We start from the raw sequence: 15478 nt of genomic DNA on the forward strand, positions 1-15478 counted from the left end.
CGCCATGGCGACGACGCGACTGGACCGTGACCAGGTGGTGGAGGCGGCGCTGCGGCTGCTCAACGAGGTGGGCCTCGAAGGGCTCACGCTGCGCCGGATCGCCAAGGAGCTGAACGTCCAGGCGCCCGCCCTCTACTGGCACTTCAAGAACAAGCAGGCGCTGCTGGACGAGATGGCCACCGCGATGTTCCGGCGCCTGGCCGAGGGGGCGCCGCAGCTGGACGGTGCGACCTGGCAGGAACACCTCATCGCCTCCCAGCGCACCCTGCGCCGCGCCCTGCTCGGCTACCGCGACGGCGCGAAGGTCTTCAGCGGCACCCGCTTCACCGGCACGCCCCACGCCGCCCCCATGGAGGCCCAGCTGCGCGCCTTCGTGGACGCGGGCTTCACCCCGGGCGCCGCGGCCCGCGCCTCGTTCCTCGCGTACACCTTCACCCTCGGCTTCGTGATCGAGGAGCAGGCCGTCGAGCCGCTGCCGGGGGAGCGGGCGCCCGGGTACGACGTCGCCGAGCGGACCGCCCTCATCGGCCCCGACTACCCGCTCACCGCGGCCGTCGGCGCGGACCTCTTCGAGGACTACGAGGCCCGCTTCGAGGAGGCGCTGCGCACGATCGTGGCGGGCATCGAGGCCACCTTGGGCCCGGCTCGGCCCGGCAGCACAATGACCCCATGACGACCGACTCCGCGACTGCCCACGCCTGGACGGCCCTCGGCGGCGCCCCCGCGCTCGCCGATCGGATCACGTACACCCCGGCGGGTGAGGTGCTCCCCGCCCGGCTGCCGGTACGGCAACTGGCCCGGGCCACCGTGGGCGTCTGCTCGCTGGCCGCCGCCGAACTGGCCGCGCGGCGCGGCGGCGGTGCGATCCCCGCCGTACGGGTGGACGAGGGCGCGGTCGCCACGGCGTTCATCAGCGAACGCCACCTGCGCGTCGACGGCCGCCGCCCGACCTCCTTCGCCCCGCTGTCCGGGTTCTGGCGCGCGGCCGACGGCTGGGTACGCACCCACGCCAACTACCCCCACCACCGAGCCCGGTTGCTGACCGCGTTGGGCCTGCCGGAACACGCCGAGCCGGACACGCTCGCCGCCGAGCTGGCGCAGCGCCCGGCCCGGGAGATCCAGGAGACGGCGTACGCGGCGGACGCGCTGGCGGTGGCGGTCGTACCGCCCGGCGAACTCCCCCTCCGTACCGTCCCGTTGGTGGAGTCCTGGGAGGCAGGGAACGAGGGCGCCGGCGCGTGGCGTTGCCCGGACCCCGTTCAGCCCCTGCGGAAGCCCCTGCCGACGGTCGATGGTGCCCAGCCGCCGCGCACGGCTGAGCCGCACCCCGACAGGAGCCGCGCAGACCTGCGCGCGCGCTCGCTTCCGGCAGAGGCGCACCCCTTCGGCGCACTCGCCTCCGCGCCCGCCGCAGGCGTCCGCGTTCTGGACCTGACCCGGGTCATCGCCGGTCCCGTCGCCACCCGCACGCTGGCGCTGCTGGGCGCGGACGTCCTGCGCGTCGACTCCCCGCACCTCCCCGAGGACCCCGACGCCCACGCCGACACCGGCTTCGGCAAGCGCTCGACCCGCCTCGACCTCGCCGACCCCCACGACCGCCGGACGTTCGACGAACTCCTCGCCCAAGCCGACGTCGTGGTCACCGCCTACCGCCCCGGCGCCCTCGACCGCTTCCTCACCCACCACCCCGGCCTGATCGTCGCCCAGCTCAACGCCTGGGGCTGGACCGGCCCGTGGGCCGCCCGGCGCGGCTTCGACAGCCTGGTGCAGGCCGGGACCGGCATCGCCCTGACCGAGGCCTCCGCCGACGGCCGCCCCGGAGCCCTCCCCGCCCAGGCCCTCGACCACGGCACCGGCTACCTCCTCGCCGCCGCGGTGCTCCGCGCCCTGACCGACCGCGCCGACGGCGGCGGCGCCCGCCACCTCCGGTTCTCCCTGGCCGGAACGGCGTCCTGGCTCCTCCACGGCATCACCCCCACCCCGCCGGGCCCCGGGACGTACGCCCCGGAGCGCCACCTCACCGAGCGCCCCTCCCCAACCGGCCACCTCCACTACGCCCTCCCGCCGATCGCGTACCCCGACGCCCCCCGGGACTGGTCCCGCCCACCCGGCCCGTGGGGCACCGACGCCCCGACATGGGTCTGATGACCCGCGAGGTAATCGCAGGCCCATCCGGTGCCGGTAACAATGCTGCTCTCTCCGCGTCAGCACGGCGCGGGTTCCAGATCGGAGTGATCCGTCTTGTCGTCAACGACATGTGCGACCACCCGCGCCGTGGTGGAGGAGTTGCTGCGCCGGATCGGCGAAGGCGACCCCGAGCGCATCGCGGAGCTGTACGCCGAGCGGGGCGACTGGAAGCTGGCCTGGCCGGAGGCCGAGCACGGCCGCACGGCCACCCCGTGGATACGCCACCGCTCCACCCGCGCCGACGCCTCCGCCCACTACCGCGAGCTGGCCGAGCACCATGTGCCCGGGCAGGCGGCCACTGAGATCGAGCGCATCTTCATCGACGGCGATGACTCGGTCGTCCTGGGCGAAATCCGCCAGACCGCCCGCGCCACCGGGCGTGCCTACCGCGCCCGGTTCGCCCTGCACCTCACGGTCGAGGACGGCCTGATCACGCGACACCACGTCTACGAAGACAGCCTCGCCGTCGCCCAGGCCTTCGACGCCGGGCGCGCCGAGTAAGGCCCGCTGCGGTGCCGTGAGCGGCTGGTCGCAACCACTCGCTCGGCGCACTGGGCGCAGCGCCTCCCCACGCGGCCCTTTTCACGGGGCCGGGTACCGCGACTTGTCAGTCGTCGGTGGGGTGTTCGTGCAGGCGCCGGGTGAGGTCGTCGCACCAGTCCCGGGCCCAGGCGCGCAGGGCGGCCGTGTCCGCGTCGACGCGATCTCCCGGACCAGCCAGCCGCGCGTGGGCGGGACCTGTTCAGTGATCCTTGCCAGTCTTTTTGTACTCGGCAATCCTCGCTTTGATGGCCGGATCTCTGGCCAGAGAAGGGGGAAGTCTGGTGTCCGGGGACAGGTGCGCCTGAAGCAAATTCACGCCGGTCAGATTCGCCCCGCGCAGGTCCACGCCGTCCAGGTTCGCGCCGTCCAGGTTCGCGTTGCGCAGGTCTGCTCTGATCAGGCTCGCGTAGCGCAGGTCCGCGTCGGTCAGATAGGTGTTGCGCAGGTCCGCCCCACGCAGGTTGGCGTAGATCAGGTTCGCGGCGGTCAGGCCCGCGTTGCGCAGGTCCGCGTTGATCAGGCCCGCGTAGTGCAGGTCCGCCTTGTTCAGCGTTGTTTTGTGTAGGTCCGCATTGCGCAGGTCCGCTCCGGTCAGGTTTGCGTCGTCCAGGTTTGCATTCGATATCCTCGCGTCGGTAAGGATCGCCCCCGACAGGTCCGTGTGCCAGAGATTTGCATGGTTCAGGTACGCGACGGACCCGATGCGCGTACCCGCTCCTTCCGCCGAGCCACGGCGTTGGAGTTCTATGCCGGGCAGATGGGTGCTGCGCAGATCGAGGATGAAGCCCTTGTCTCCGGTGTGGTTCCGGTAGGCGAGAACCGTCGCTGCGGCGCGCAGGTCGGCCGGTAACCCGGCGTCCTTCTTCGGTGGTCTGCCTGCGTGGGTGCGCACGAAGGCGGCCAGAACATCGGAGATTGTGGGGTGATCGCGCGGGGAGTCCTCCATGATGCGCTGCAAGGCGTAGATGCCGCCGAGGCGGACGTCCACGGTGTCGTCGCCGAGATTCTCCACGGCCTTGGTGTACCGGTCGGTGATCTGCCCTTCCTGAGCGATCCCCATCTCCTGGCTGACCTGATCGTTGGAGTACCAGATACCGGCCGCCGCGATGAACGACGACAGGAGAACACCGAGCACGACGGCGGCCAGTTCAATGCGCCGGGCCCAGTCCAGCCCGCCCTGCTGCGGCGTTCCCGGCCGCGGGCCCCGTTCCGGACCGGCCGGCTGCCTGTACCGGGCTGTCGCCGGTGTGCGGGCCGGCGGTACGGCTGGCAGGCGACGAGCTGCAGCAGGAGAGCGGCGCCCCCGCGAGGCTCGCTCGCCGGCCCGGCGGAGTTGTTGGCTGCGTCGGTATGGCATGGGGGTCATTCGACCGCTGCCGCAGGAGCGGCCGCAGGAGTTCCGGGTTTTACCCTCAGTGGGAGCCTCTGAGCGTGAGTGGGTTGGCCTGGCCAAGCGGTGGAGGACTTGCGGTACAACCCCGGTTCCCCTCCAAGGTCACCCTGCCCCCGACTTGTCAGGGACGGGAGGACTTTTCCGATGACCCCTTGGAGGAACTCGTGGACAACCAGCCGCAGCCGCAGCCGCAGCCGCAGCCGCAGCCGCAGCCGCAGCCGCAGCCGTCTCCGGCGCTGGCACCTCAGCGCCCTTTCTCTTCCCCGAGTCGGTCACCCGACCGGCACCTCGGTATGCCTGCGGAAGGCCCCTGCGGCAGGTCAGACGCCTCGTCATCAAGGTGATGGTCGCCCAAGTAATCAACGATTCGCTCATCTCGGGGAGCCGCTTCAACTGCGTCCCTGCGTCGAGAATCATCGGGCAATGTGCGCCCTAGACGGCCTGAGGGCAAGGAATGTCCGGCCGCGTGCGGTGCGGGCTGCATGCGATCAGGCATACGGACAGGAATCGTTGGCCCGTCATATACCAGCCGCCGACCACGTCCTCGCCACCGGCGACCCGGTCGGCCGCGCGGCTGACCGCGTTGGCGAGGCGGTTGGTGTCGCGGTCGTGTTCCGATGCGAAGGATGCTGTGGAAGCTCGTGCTTGCCCGGCGAACCATTGTGCTGCTTCTTGTGGTTCGGTCCAGGTGCCGTGGATGAAGGATGCGGGTTTGAGGAGCCAATGGGCCAGTTCGAGGGGGACGACTTTGCTGGAGGTGAATTGGGGGTGCGGTGGGTGCCGGGGGCCGTCTTTGAGTAAGTCGTGGGCGGACCCGAGCCAGGTGTAGCCGTGGTGGTGCATGTGCTCGCTCTCTCGGTGAAGAGCGGCCCCCACTCGAGGTGGGGGCCGGCCCTTGTCTCACCTGCTACTGACGGCCGCAGCCCTGGCCGTCACCGCAGCCGCCCTGCTGCCCGCCCTCGGTCGGCCCGTCGTCCTCCGGGTCCTGTCGGGGTACGACGGCCTTGAATCCGCGTAAGCGCATCGGGATGATTCCTCTCGGTGCTCTCGACGCGGGGGCTCTCCTCGCGCCGTCGTGCACGTGCACCCGTTCCGCGCTGGGCTCGACCTGCCAGGGCTCCGGTCCAGCCGGAACGGGGGGTCTTCAGAGGGGGCCGCTCAGCTTGTGGCGGCCTTCTTGGTCTGCTCTTCCAGCGCGGCGCGCATGAGGATGTCCGCGAGGCGGTTGGCGCTGTCGAGCGGGATTCGGCCCAGGGCGACCATCGGGTGTCCCGAGACCGTCACCTCGCCCCGCAGGACCGGCCAGAACAGGTCCTCGTTCTTAACGCCGTGAGGTACGGCCACGTCGGGAGTGAAGCCGAGGCGGCCCAACGCCTCGCGGAGTAATTCGGCGACCGCCCTTGCCTCTGCGCCAGCCGCCCGGTGGCGCGCGGAACGCATGGCGTCGATGTGTTCCTCGGTGATCTTCATGGCACGCAGCTCCCCGCAAAAGTGAGTGACGGAGTCGTTATGGAGCGAATCAATGCCTGCTCAACGACGTTGCTCGAAGCTGCTGGGGAATCTCAGCCGAGCGGGCCGCTGGGCGTGCCCCGGGGAGTTGGGCGGCCATCTGCTCGATTTCGGGGACGGCGACCATGATGTGCCCGCACAGCCGGAGGGTGAGCGTCTCCACCTCCTCCATGGAGAGGAGTTGGGCGCCTTCGGCGAGCAGACGGCGCGTGTTGGCGCGCATCGTCTGCAGGTCGAGGGGGTGCCAGTCCCGCTCTTCGCTGGTCGGCGGACGAGTGGTAGAAGGGGCCATGCCTCGACGCTAGGAATGCGGCGTATGGCATCTCCAGCGATGTGCAGATCTGTGCACCGGGTGTACCCGGACGGGTGGCATGCTGCTCACCCTCTTGACCACCTACTCGCTGCGAATGACCGTGGTGCACACAACTGCACAACTCGTTGACGGAGGCGGTCATGTCGTCGCTAGTGTTCATCGGCATCGACCCCAACACCGGGGACAAACAGAGTCCCACGGTGTGGGTTGACCAGGAGAAACAGGAACTCGTCTTCCAGGGCTGGAAGCCCGGCCCCGAGCTTGAAGCACAATGTGCCGCGTTCGAGCTGCCGGGCCACGCCCAGGGCATCCCGGAGAACGAGGCCGTGATCCGTATCCCCGCCAGGATGGTGCACATGATCAGGGAGGCTTGCGATGCCGTCGAGCGCACCGACATTCGATGAGCTGATCTCCAGGTGCACGCGCTCTGCTGTGCACCTGGAGATGAGAGACGCCTACGCCGTCGACTACGAAGAGGGCCCGTTCGCCGCATGGAGGGGCGGTTTCCGTCACGACCCGGCGGACCGTGAGTCCTGGTGGCGTCCGTGGCTCGACTTGATCCAGGAGACCGTGAGCCGCGGCATCGTGGTGCGCCGGGCCCGTATCGTGTCCGAGCCGGTCAGCGAGTACACCCGTTTCCTGTACGACGGCACGTTCACGAACGTCGCGGCTGGCGAACAGGTGCGGTGGCTGCCTCGCCGACGGGCCTCCGACATTGCGTTGCCGGGCAACGACTTCTGGCTGTTCGACGGCCAGTGGATCCACTGGAATCACTTCGCCGGTGACGGATCGTGGACCGGCGAGGAGATCACCGACGAACCGGCAGCAGCCAAGCTGTGCGCCGAAGCATTCGACACGGTGTGGACACGCGCCACTCCGCACGACCAGTACGACATCCACTGACAGCGCGCACCGGACAGGCCAGCTCATGCCCACCTCCCCGTCCTCGTCCGCCCAAGCCGCACGCGAAGTCGTCGCGCGGCGGCTTCGCGACCTCCGCAAGGGTGCCGGGATGACGGTCGTCGAACTGGCCCACCGGTGCGACTGGCACCACTCCAAGACCTCCCGCATCGAGAACGCCCAGACCGGTCCGTCAGCGAAGGACATCCGCGCGTGGACCAACGCCTGCGCGGCAAGCGATCAGGCGGAAGATCTCATTGCCCAGTCCCTGCACGCCGAGTCGATGTACACGGAGTGGCGGCACCAGGTCCTCCGAGGGATGAAGCAACTACAGGACAGCGCGGTGCAGCTCTTCCACAACACCGAGCTGTTCCGCGTCTACTCCTCGACGATGGTCCCGGGGCTGTTGCAGACCGAGGGGTATGCGGCCGCACTGCTGAGTAACATCGCAGACTTTCGCGGCATCCCGTTCAACGACGGCGCAGAGGCCGCGGCCGCGCGCGTTGAGCGGTCTCACATCATTCATGAGCGAGGCCATCGGTTCGTGATGCTCATAGAGGAGGCAGTCCTATACGCTCAGTTGGGCGACGGGGACGCGATGGCGGCACAGCTGGGCTATCTGCTCACCGCCGGCGCACTGCCCCAGGTTTCGCTGGGCATCATCCCCATGGCCACACGGGAGCGGCGGCAGTGGCCGGTCGAGACGTTCCACGTGTATGACGACGCGCTCGTGTCGGTGGAGTTCGTCTCGGCGGAGGTCAACATTACCCAGCCTTCCGAGATTGCCCTGTACCTGAAGGTCTTCGAGCAGCTGCGCGACATGGCCGTGTACGGGGCCGAGGCGCGTGCGTTGATCCTGAAGGCAATCGAGGCCCTGTACTGACCCCCGGGCGCGACAAAAGCCCCCGCCTGGCCCAGAGTCAAGACGGACCCCTCGCGACAGGGGCGGAGGGTCGGGGAGGGAGGGAATTCAGGAAGTTCAGCGGGCACATCTAGCGAACATCCGTTACTCCCACCTCAGACGTCGGCGACGTGGTCGAACTGACCTGCCTTGGCGGCGCGTATGAAGGATCTCAGGCGCGTCCGGGTGGTCGAGAGTACGGTTTCGGGCTGTTCGCTCTCGCGGAGCATGATGGTGCCGCGTTCCCCATCTGCGACGTTCACGCAAGAGGCCGACTCCTGGCAGTACGAAGACTGGCGCCATGAGGACAGGTTCATGTGTGCTGCTCCTTGTCACAGTTCCCGGATGAGGCCATGGATGAAGTCGCGGGACTCCTCCTGAGTGAGCGCGATGCTCTCCATCTTGCCGATCACCAGTCGATACTTCTCCAACTGCGCCTCCGCGTCGAGGAGAAGCGAGCCGTGGGCCTGTTCCAGCAGGACCGTGTCGAGTTGGGGTACGGGGCCGGAGAAGTAGTTGATGGACTGGCCGGACCCGGCGAACGTGCCGTTACGGAAGGGGATCGCCTGGACGGTGATGTGTTCCCGTTCGCTCATGTCGATCACATGCTGAAGCTGGGCCCGGGCCGTCTGCGGTCCACCGAATGGCATGCGCAGAGCGGCCTCGTGGATCACCGCCTTGCAGGGGGTGGGCTGGTCGCCGTAGAGGATGCGCTGCCGCTTGATGCGGTAGGACACGCGGTCCTCCATGTCGGGTGGCGGGAGGGCAGGGACGCCTTCGGCGAAGATCGCGCGGGCGTGATCGACGGTCTGGAGCAGGCCGGGAATGTGCAGCACGGTGGCCAGCGCAATTGCTGATGCGTGGTGTTCGAGTTCGGCCAGGTCGAGCTGTCCCAGAGACAGGATGTCCCGGTATTCCTCCCACCAGCCGCGCTGCTGCTTGCCGGTCATGGCGATGAGAGCGGTGATGAGGTCCTCGTCGCCGCATGCGTAGTTCCCGGCCAGGGTGCGGATGCTGCGCTCGCTGAGGCCGAAGCGGCCCGTCTCGATGTTGCTGACGCGGGCCTGCTTGGCTCCGATCAGCTCAGCGGCTTCCCGGGTGTTCAGACCGGCACGCTCGCGCAGTTTGCGCAGCTCGGTGCCAAGGCGAAGCTGACGTGCGGTCGGAGTTGCTCTCGGCGGCATGCGGTTCTCCGTGTTCGAACTGGCGCTGTTGGCGTCACTGGAACGAGGGAAAGGTTAGATACCTCTCTACGTTCCGTAGAAGTAATTCAACCTTGCCTCTACTCTGTGAGCCAGGCCACTTCGTGCGGCGTCGTCCGCAACTGCCCAGACTCGGTCTTCCATTGACCCAACTCCACCTCCCGGCAAGGAGACACGTATGGTCACCGTATCCCCCGAGCAGCCCGGCCCTGAGTCGTTCGACCTCGGTAAAGAACTCCGCGCTCTCGCCCTCGCCACCGCGCCGCGCCTCTTCGCCGTGGCGCGCATCCACCCGTACGAGGACACCGACGAGGTGGACGTGGAGATCGCGGCGTGGGGCATGGATTACGGCGATGGGCGTACCGAAGTGGTCGGGCCTGGGCAGCGGTTGGTGCTCTCCTCGCCCGAGCGGGTGGAGGCGTGGTTCTCGCGGGGTGCGGTCACCGCGCAGCTTGTGTGGCTCGGGCCGTCCACGGTGGCGTCGCTCGACGCCGATCTGGCGGCCTGATGGCCTACGCCGTCGTGCGTCTGCGGACGATGGCCGTGATCTCCTCCGGCAGTGCGTCGGCGACCAGCAGCCTCGGGAGGAGGGCGGGTTCGCGGGTCAGGGCGCGGAAGACGAGGGCGATGGTCACGTCGTGGTCGGGGCGGTGGGCGATGTGGACCGGGTCGCCGGTGCGGAGGGCTCCGGGGGCGATGACACGTAGGTAGGCGCCGGGGAGCGCGGCCTCGGTGAAGCGTTTGATCCAGCCGTCGCGCTCCAGCCAGCCCTGGAAGGTCGCGCAGGGGATGCGGGGGCAGGAGACTTCCAGGATGACGTCGGGGCCGATGTGCCAGCGCTCGCCGATCAGCGCGGCGTTGACGTCCAGGCCGAGGGTGGTGAGGTTTTCGCCGAAGACGCCGTTGTGTAGCGGTCGGCGAAGCTCGGCCTCCCAGTTGTCGAGATCCTCGCGGGCGTAGGCATAGACGGCCTGGTCGGGACCGCCGTGGTGTTTCACGTCGTAGGCCCGGTCGCCGTCGAGGCCGACCGCCCCCGTGCCCTTGGGGCCGGGGGCGGTGACGGTGACCGGGCCGTCGACGGGGCGTTTGTCGATGCCCGTCGCGCCGAGGCCCTTCCACGGGTTGGGCCGGGGCTTGCCGACGTTCACGGAGAGCAGCTTCATGCGGGTGACGGTACGGTCCGCGGCCCGCCCGGGCGACGGGTTTTCAGCGCGCTCGGGCCGGTGCGAGGGAGCGTTTCAGGACGGGGGTGAGGCGTTGCTCCACGAAGTGGTACAGGAGCCAGGCCAGGGTCAGCATCAGCAGCACCGTCAGGGGGAAGGTCGCGTAGGCGGGGATGCCGAGGTTGCGGTGGAGGTACTGGACGACCACCCAGCCCAGGTGTTCGTGGACCAGGTAGAACGGGTACGTCAGCGCGCCCGCGACCGTCAGCCAGCGCCAGTTGGCCCAGTTCAGCTTGCCCAGGGCGACCAGGGCGACGGCGAGGAAGCCGAAGGCGACGATCGCGACGATGCCGAACGTGGAGCGGTAGGAGAAGAAGTCCGGGTTCGGGCGGTGCCAGAGTTCGGAGACCGCGTAGTGCTGGCCGATGAGGAAGCTGAGGGCGACGATGCCCCAGGCCGTGGCGTCGTGGCCGTAGCGGTGGATCAGGTAGAGGCCGATGCCGCCGATGAAGAACGGGGCGTAGTTCGGCATCAGGATCAGGTCCAGCAGGGGCTGGTTCGCCGCGTCGGTGAGGGCCGCGCCCAGGGTCCACACCGCGCAGAACAGGACGACGCGCTGGCGGCTCGCGCCCGGCAGGACGACGAACAGCGCGAAGAGGGCGTAGAAGCGCAGCTCCGCCCACAGGGTCCAGCACACGCCCAGGACCCGGTCCGCGCCCAGCGGTTGCTGGAGCATCGTGAGGTTCAGCAGCGTGTCGCTCGGCGAGACCGTCTTGAACGCCACCCAGGGCAGCGCGAACACGGCGCTGACCAGCAGGATCGCCGCCCAGTAGGCGGGGAAGAGCCGGGAGACGCGGGAGGCGAAGAAGGAGCGCAGCGGGCGTCCCCAGCCGCTCATGCAGATGACGAAGCCGCTGATGATGAAGAAGATCTGGACGCCCAGGCAGCCGTACGAGAAGTACGGCGAGACGGTGGGGAAGATCTGGCGCGGCGAGGCGCCCCACGCCTGGGCTATCTCCCCGTCACGGCCGCCGTAGTGGTACGCGGCGACCATGAGCGCGGCCAGCAGCCGCAGCCCGTCCAGGGCGCGCAGCCGGACCGGCTGCCCCTTGCGCCCCGGTACCGGCTGCCCCGGCCCCTGCCCCGGTTCGGGCTGCCCCGGCTCGCGCTGAGCGGGGACCGAGACCGGGGCCGCGGATATCGGGCCCGCTTCAGGCGTGGGCGGCGCGCCCGCGGTCATGACGCCACCCCCGAGGCACCGGTACGTATGTGGCTTGCCCCGTGGTCGGCGGTCACGCCGTGGCTCCTTCTCGTAAGACGCGTAAGACGGATGGTCAGAACGGTCAGCTCGTCGCGGTCTTCTTCAGGGCCGCCTTCTTCAGCGCCCGGGCGCGGCGGGCGACCCGCCGTACCGTCTCGTTGCGCGGGATGAAGCCGAGCTGCGAGGGGACCGCACCGGGCAGGGCGAGCGCGGTCAGCCGGCGGCGCTTGAAGTAGCGCCAGGTGCGGGCGTCCAGATGGGCGGCGAGATAGCGCTCCGCGGCGGGCCGCAGACCGGGGTAGATCTTCGCCTGCATGCAGAAGCCGACGGCGGCGACCAGACCGGTCATCTTCCGGCCGGACCGCTCGTCCACCACACCGGCCGCCGAAGAACCCGCGGCCACCGCCTTGTGGTCCTCCAGGTCCGGCAGCAGCGCGTCCACGATGGTGACCGGAATCCGGTTGCTGTTCTGGTACGGGGTGAGCCGCTCCAGCAGCGTGTCGGTGCCGATCCGGGCCACCGGCAGTCCGTAGAAGACGTTCGCGGTGAGCAGCGCGGTGGAGAAGCAGCCGATGACGAGGGCCGGTTCCATCCGCTGGTAGAGCACCTCGGCGAGGACCGGGGTGTCCATGACGGTCAGCTCCGCGCCCAGCTCGGCGGCCTTCTTCTCCAGCATCCGCGACCAGCGCGCCGGGGCGGTGGGGTGCGGCTTGAAGACGACGGTGCGGTGGCCGAGGGCGACGGCGCCCCGCAGCATCCGCACATGCAGCTCTTCCTCCTCCTCCGGAGTGAGGATGTCCAGTGCGGACAGGTACTGGCCCAGCATCAGGGCGGGCCCGGCGCCGGTGGCCACGCGCTCGGTCGCGGAGGCGACGGAACGCGGGGCGGCCTCGGCGACCTCGGCGAGCACCTTGGTGAACGTCTCGGTCGGCAGCACCTCCGCCGGTACGCCGAACTCGGTGAGCAGCAGCGGCTCCAGCCCCGGCACCAGGTCGAGGTGGAGCAGTCGCCGGATGCGGGTGCCGACCAGCGGGTGGAGCTTGTTGCGGGTCGGGCCGTAGCTCATCAGCCCGTCGGCGTAGACGTCGATGGAGGCGCTCTGGAACACCTGGGCGATCGCCGCAGCCGGGGTGACCTGGATGGACTCCAGGATCAGCTCGATGTCGTCCTCGCCCAGGTTCCACAGCAGCCGCAGATGGCGCTCCCACAGCGGGGCGTCGTCCTGGCGCGGGGACCAGCCGCCGGGGTGGAACGGGCTGATCGTCTCGTTCCAGGACAGCACCCGGTCGAAGCGCGCCCGCAGCCGCTCGAAGCCCGGCATGTCGTCGACGGCCGGGGTGGTCTCCGGCGTCGCGGCGTTGTTGCTGACCAGCAGCAGCCTGCGGTCGGCCGGTCCGACGCAGTCCGCGTCGATCGCGGCGGCGAGGGTGGCCGCCCCGTACAGGGTGGAGGCCAGGAAGATCTGGGTGCGCCTGCGTTCGCCGCGCGGGGTGTACGTCTGGGTCGTCAGGGTCGCCGACATCAGGCCGCCACCTCCGTACCCGCGGCCCGGCGCTTCAGTCGCCGCAGCCGCGCGGCACGTTCGTAGTCCATGGAATCCAGCGCGTCCTTCAATACGTCCTGGGGCATGCGCTTCAGCGCGGCCGCCGACATCGAACGGAGCTTGCGGGCCACCTGCGGCTCGAAGCGCTCGATGTTTCCGAGGTGGTGGGAAATGATCGCGCAGTAGGTGCGCACGGCCTTCGGCAGCAGGGCGTCCGCGTCGCGGTCCCGCGCCGTTTCCTCGATGACCTGGTCGAACGCGCGGATGAAGTCGAGCTGCCGCACATCGCCGATCTGGGTGAGCGAGGAGGAGACACCGCGCCGGTAGAAGACGCCGTGCAGGCCGAGGACGGCGAAGCTGCGCGCCTCGCGGTGCAGCCGCCAGATCCAGGGCCGGTCCTCGGCGGTGCGCAGCCCGTGGGTGAAGTGGAGAAGTCCCTCGTCGGCCAGCCGGCGGTGGTACATGCCCGCCCAGGCGAAGGCGTAGTCGACCGAGGTGGAGCGGTCGGCGGGGAGGATCACCTCCCGCGGGTCCATGACCTGGTCCCGCAGGCCGTGCGGCACCCGGTGGACCGAGCGCTTGCGGCCGGTGCACTGGACATGGTCGGTGCGGACGAAGTCGCACCCCAGGTCCTCGATGGCCGCGAGCAGCTGCTCGTAGTACCCCGGGGCGAGCCAGTCGTCGCCGTCGAGAAAGGTGATGTACTCGCCGGAGGCCGCGTCCAGACCGGTGTTGCGCGCGGTGGCGAGCCCGCCGTTCTGTTCATGACGGATGTAGACGGCCCCCGGAAGCTCGCGCTCGGCGCGCTCCAGGATCTCTGGCGTCCCGTCGGTCGCATGGTCGTCGACGAGAATGAATTCGAAGTCCGCGCGTGCGTTCGCACGAAGACTTCTGAGTGTGTCAGGGGCATAGGTCTGCACGTTGTAGAACGGCACGATGACGGAGAGCTTAACCACGCGGGTGACGCTAGGTCGCCGGGCGGCATTCGTCTTGACCGTAGGGGTACGTCAGGGTGAACGAAGAACGTCGGAACGGTTAACCCGCTGCTCCGGTCAGCCGATTCGCCATTCGTCGACATGCTGTTAACCCTTTGTTGCTGCTGCGTTGGGCCTTCACTCGAAATCCCTTCCTAGCGTCTCCGACGTGTCCTCACGTATCAAATCCCCCGTGCGAGTAGCCGTGCTCGCCGACTCCGACACCCGGTGGAAATGGGGCGCGCTCACCGCGCAGCGCCTCGTCCCCGACAGCTCGGATTCCTCGGAAGCGGGTTCGGCGGGTTCAGCGGGTTCAGCCGGTTCGGCGGGTTCAGGCCGACGCCTGGACGGCTACCTGCTGCGCGGCCGCGCCACGCCGACCGTCCGGCAGCTGGCCGAGGTCGGGGTGCGTACGGACTCGCTGCGCGAGGTGACGGGCATCGAGTTCGTCCGCTCCATGGACCGCGAGCGCTACGACGTGATCGTGCTGTCCCTCGTCGGCGGCGGCACCCAGGCCATGCTGCACGGTCTCGCGCACGCCTGGGAGGGCGCCACCCGCCGCCCGGTGATCGTCACCGGCTATGTGGGCGTCGTCTACGAGAAGCTCACCGACGGGCTGCTGCTGCGGCACGGCGCCGATGTGGTGCTCGCCAACTCGCGCCATGACGCCGACCGGTTCCGCGAGGTGTACACGGGCGTCGGCACCTCCGGGGACTGCGTCACCGAATGCGCGCTCCCCTTCCTCGGCGGCGCCCGCTACGACGAGACGGCCCGGCAGGGGCGCACGTACCCCGGCGGCCGCGTGGTGTTCGCCGTACAGCCGTCCGTCCCGGACAACCGCGCCGACCGTACGTACCTGCTGCGCCGGGCCGTCGACCACGCCCGCCGCCACCCGGACCGCGAGGTCGTGGTCAAGCTGCGCTCCAAGCCGGGCGAGCACACCACGCACATCGAGGAACTGCCGTACCAGAAGCTGATCGCCAAGTTCGGCGACGGACTGCCGCCCAACTTCCGCCTCGCGTACGGGAACATGGGCGAGGTCCTGGACACCACCGACCTGCTGGTCACCATCAGCTCCACGGCCGCGCTGGAGTCCCTGCACCGCGCCATCCCGACCGCGATCCTCACCGATCTCGGCATCCGGGAGCCGCTGGGCAACCACCACTTCCTGGGCTCCGGCTGCCTGGCCTCGTGGGACGAGCTGGACGCCGGATACCGGCCCGAGCCCGACCCGGAGTGGCTGGCCCGCCAGGGCGTGGCCGCCGACGGGTCGTACGAGACCGCGTTCGACACCGCCCGGCACAGGGTCGCCGCCCTGGCCGCCGCCGAAACCCTCCCGGCGCTCGCCCCCTACTACACCCGGGCCACCGCGCCCGGCTATCTGCCCCGGATTCTCCAGCGGTACGGCTTCGAGCCGGACGGCAGCCCCCGCCCGGGCGCCGCCGCCGCGGACGAGGCCGAGGTCAGCGGATTGCGGCGGGCCGTACGCAACACCATGCGGGACGCGGCGCGCGGCGCCTACCGGCATGGCGTCCAGCGCGTGGCCCCGGTCATCCGGCGGATGGGGGAGCTGTGACAGCCATCGAAGA

At 69.6% G+C, this 15478-nt stretch carries 18 protein-coding genes; 8 read left to right on the forward strand and 10 right to left on the reverse strand.

Annotation, left to right across the window (positions count from 1 at the left end):
* The first annotated feature begins 4 nt into the window (after positions 1–4).
* From ABZ370_RS02930 to ABZ370_RS02940, 3 genes are all read left to right on the forward strand, one after another.
* Positions 5–673, forward strand: coding sequence for a TetR/AcrR family transcriptional regulator C-terminal domain-containing protein (locus tag ABZ370_RS02930; protein WP_358615454.1), 669 nt, complete (start codon positions 5–7; stop codon positions 671–673).
* Positions 670–2145, forward strand: coding sequence for a CoA transferase (locus tag ABZ370_RS02935; RefSeq protein WP_358615456.1), 1476 nt, complete (start codon positions 670–672; stop codon positions 2143–2145). The genes ABZ370_RS02930 and ABZ370_RS02935 overlap by 4 nt, the downstream gene beginning before the upstream one ends.
* 96 nt (positions 2146–2241) lie before the next feature.
* Positions 2242–2688: a nuclear transport factor 2 family protein gene (locus tag ABZ370_RS02940; protein WP_358615458.1), complete on the forward strand. Its 447-nt coding sequence runs from the start codon at positions 2242–2244 to the stop codon at positions 2686–2688.
* 241 nt (positions 2689–2929) lie between these two features.
* Here ABZ370_RS02940 and ABZ370_RS02945 read toward each other — a convergent pair whose 3' ends face one another.
* From ABZ370_RS02945 to ABZ370_RS02960, 4 genes are all read right to left on the reverse strand, one after another.
* Complete coding sequence (locus ABZ370_RS02945) at positions 2930–3865, reverse strand: pentapeptide repeat-containing protein (protein ID WP_358615460.1); 936 nt, start codon at positions 3863–3865, stop codon at positions 2930–2932.
* A gap of 690 nt (positions 3866–4555) precedes the next feature.
* Positions 4556–4966 carry a hypothetical protein gene (locus tag ABZ370_RS02950; RefSeq protein WP_358615462.1) on the reverse strand — a complete coding sequence of 137 codons (411 nt, stop codon included), beginning with the start codon at positions 4964–4966 and terminating at the stop codon, positions 4556–4558.
* 315 nt (positions 4967–5281) lie between these two features.
* The gene (locus tag ABZ370_RS02955; protein ID WP_358615464.1) at positions 5282–5593 is read right to left on the reverse strand and encodes a hypothetical protein; all 312 of its coding nucleotides are present in this window, start codon (positions 5591–5593) and stop codon (positions 5282–5284) included.
* Positions 5594–5642: 49 nt separating this feature from the next.
* Positions 5643–5924: a DUF6415 family natural product biosynthesis protein gene (locus ABZ370_RS02960; RefSeq protein WP_358615466.1), complete on the reverse strand. Its 282-nt coding sequence runs from the start codon at positions 5922–5924 to the stop codon at positions 5643–5645.
* Positions 5925–6085: 161 nt separating this feature from the next.
* On the opposite strand from ABZ370_RS02960, the gene ABZ370_RS02965 reads away from it, so the two are divergent.
* Genes ABZ370_RS02965 through ABZ370_RS02975 form a run of 3 tightly spaced genes read left to right on the forward strand, consistent with a single transcriptional unit; the run spans position 6086 to position 7728 of the window.
* A complete protein-coding gene (locus tag ABZ370_RS02965; protein WP_358615468.1) occupies positions 6086–6349 on the forward strand; it encodes a hypothetical protein in 264 nt (87 codons plus the stop codon).
* Positions 6321–6848 carry a DUF6879 family protein gene (locus ABZ370_RS02970; protein ID WP_358615470.1) on the forward strand — a complete coding sequence of 176 codons (528 nt, stop codon included), beginning with the start codon at positions 6321–6323 and terminating at the stop codon, positions 6846–6848. The genes ABZ370_RS02965 and ABZ370_RS02970 overlap by 29 nt, the downstream gene beginning before the upstream one ends.
* A 25-nt stretch (positions 6849–6873) precedes the next feature.
* Entirely contained in the window at positions 6874–7728 is an 855-nt protein-coding gene (locus ABZ370_RS02975) for a helix-turn-helix transcriptional regulator (RefSeq protein ID WP_358615472.1), read from the forward strand.
* A 134-nt stretch (positions 7729–7862) separates the two neighbouring features.
* Here ABZ370_RS02975 and ABZ370_RS02980 read toward each other — a convergent pair whose 3' ends face one another.
* Both ABZ370_RS02980 and ABZ370_RS02985 read right to left on the reverse strand, forming a co-directional pair.
* Complete coding sequence (locus tag ABZ370_RS02980; protein ID WP_358615474.1) at positions 7863–8063, reverse strand: DUF397 domain-containing protein; 201 nt, start codon at positions 8061–8063, stop codon at positions 7863–7865.
* Positions 8064–8078: 15 nt separating this feature from the next.
* Positions 8079–8930: a helix-turn-helix transcriptional regulator gene (locus tag ABZ370_RS02985; RefSeq protein WP_358615476.1), complete on the reverse strand. Its 852-nt coding sequence runs from the start codon at positions 8928–8930 to the stop codon at positions 8079–8081.
* Positions 8931–9126: 196 nt separating this feature from the next.
* On the opposite strand from ABZ370_RS02985, the gene ABZ370_RS02990 reads away from it, so the two are divergent.
* Positions 9127–9456 carry a hypothetical protein gene (locus ABZ370_RS02990; RefSeq protein ID WP_358615478.1) on the forward strand — a complete coding sequence of 110 codons (330 nt, stop codon included), beginning with the start codon at positions 9127–9129 and terminating at the stop codon, positions 9454–9456.
* Positions 9457–9460: 4 nt separating this feature from the next.
* Here the strand turns inward: ABZ370_RS02990 and ABZ370_RS02995 are convergent, their stop codons facing one another.
* The 4 genes from ABZ370_RS02995 to ABZ370_RS03010 all read right to left on the reverse strand — a co-directional run bounded on the left by ABZ370_RS02995 (position 9461) and on the right by ABZ370_RS03010 (position 13871).
* Positions 9461–10111, reverse strand: coding sequence for an MOSC domain-containing protein (locus ABZ370_RS02995; protein WP_358615480.1), 651 nt, complete (start codon positions 10109–10111; stop codon positions 9461–9463).
* A 43-nt stretch (positions 10112–10154) separates the two neighbouring features.
* On the reverse strand, positions 10155–11351 hold the full coding sequence (locus tag ABZ370_RS03000) for an acyltransferase (protein ID WP_358615482.1): 1197 nt from the start codon (positions 11349–11351) through the stop codon (positions 10155–10157).
* 103 nt (positions 11352–11454) lie between these two features.
* On the reverse strand, positions 11455–12894 hold the full coding sequence (locus ABZ370_RS03005) for a polysialyltransferase family glycosyltransferase (RefSeq protein ID WP_358615484.1): 1440 nt from the start codon (positions 12892–12894) through the stop codon (positions 11455–11457).
* Positions 12894–13871, reverse strand: a complete 978-nt coding sequence (locus tag ABZ370_RS03010; protein ID WP_358615486.1) for a glycosyltransferase family 2 protein — start codon at positions 13869–13871, stop codon at positions 12894–12896. Before ABZ370_RS03010 ends, ABZ370_RS03005 begins: the two co-directional genes overlap by 1 nt.
* A gap of 223 nt (positions 13872–14094) precedes the next feature.
* Between ABZ370_RS03010 and ABZ370_RS03015 the strand changes: the two genes are divergently transcribed.
* On the forward strand, positions 14095–15465 hold the full coding sequence (locus ABZ370_RS03015; protein ID WP_358616064.1) for a DUF6716 putative glycosyltransferase: 1371 nt from the start codon (positions 14095–14097) through the stop codon (positions 15463–15465).
* Positions 15466–15478 lie beyond the last annotated feature (13 nt).

This window comes from Streptomyces sp. NPDC005962, from assembly GCF_040629205.1.
Classification (GTDB): domain Bacteria; phylum Actinomycetota; class Actinomycetes; order Streptomycetales; family Streptomycetaceae; genus Streptomyces.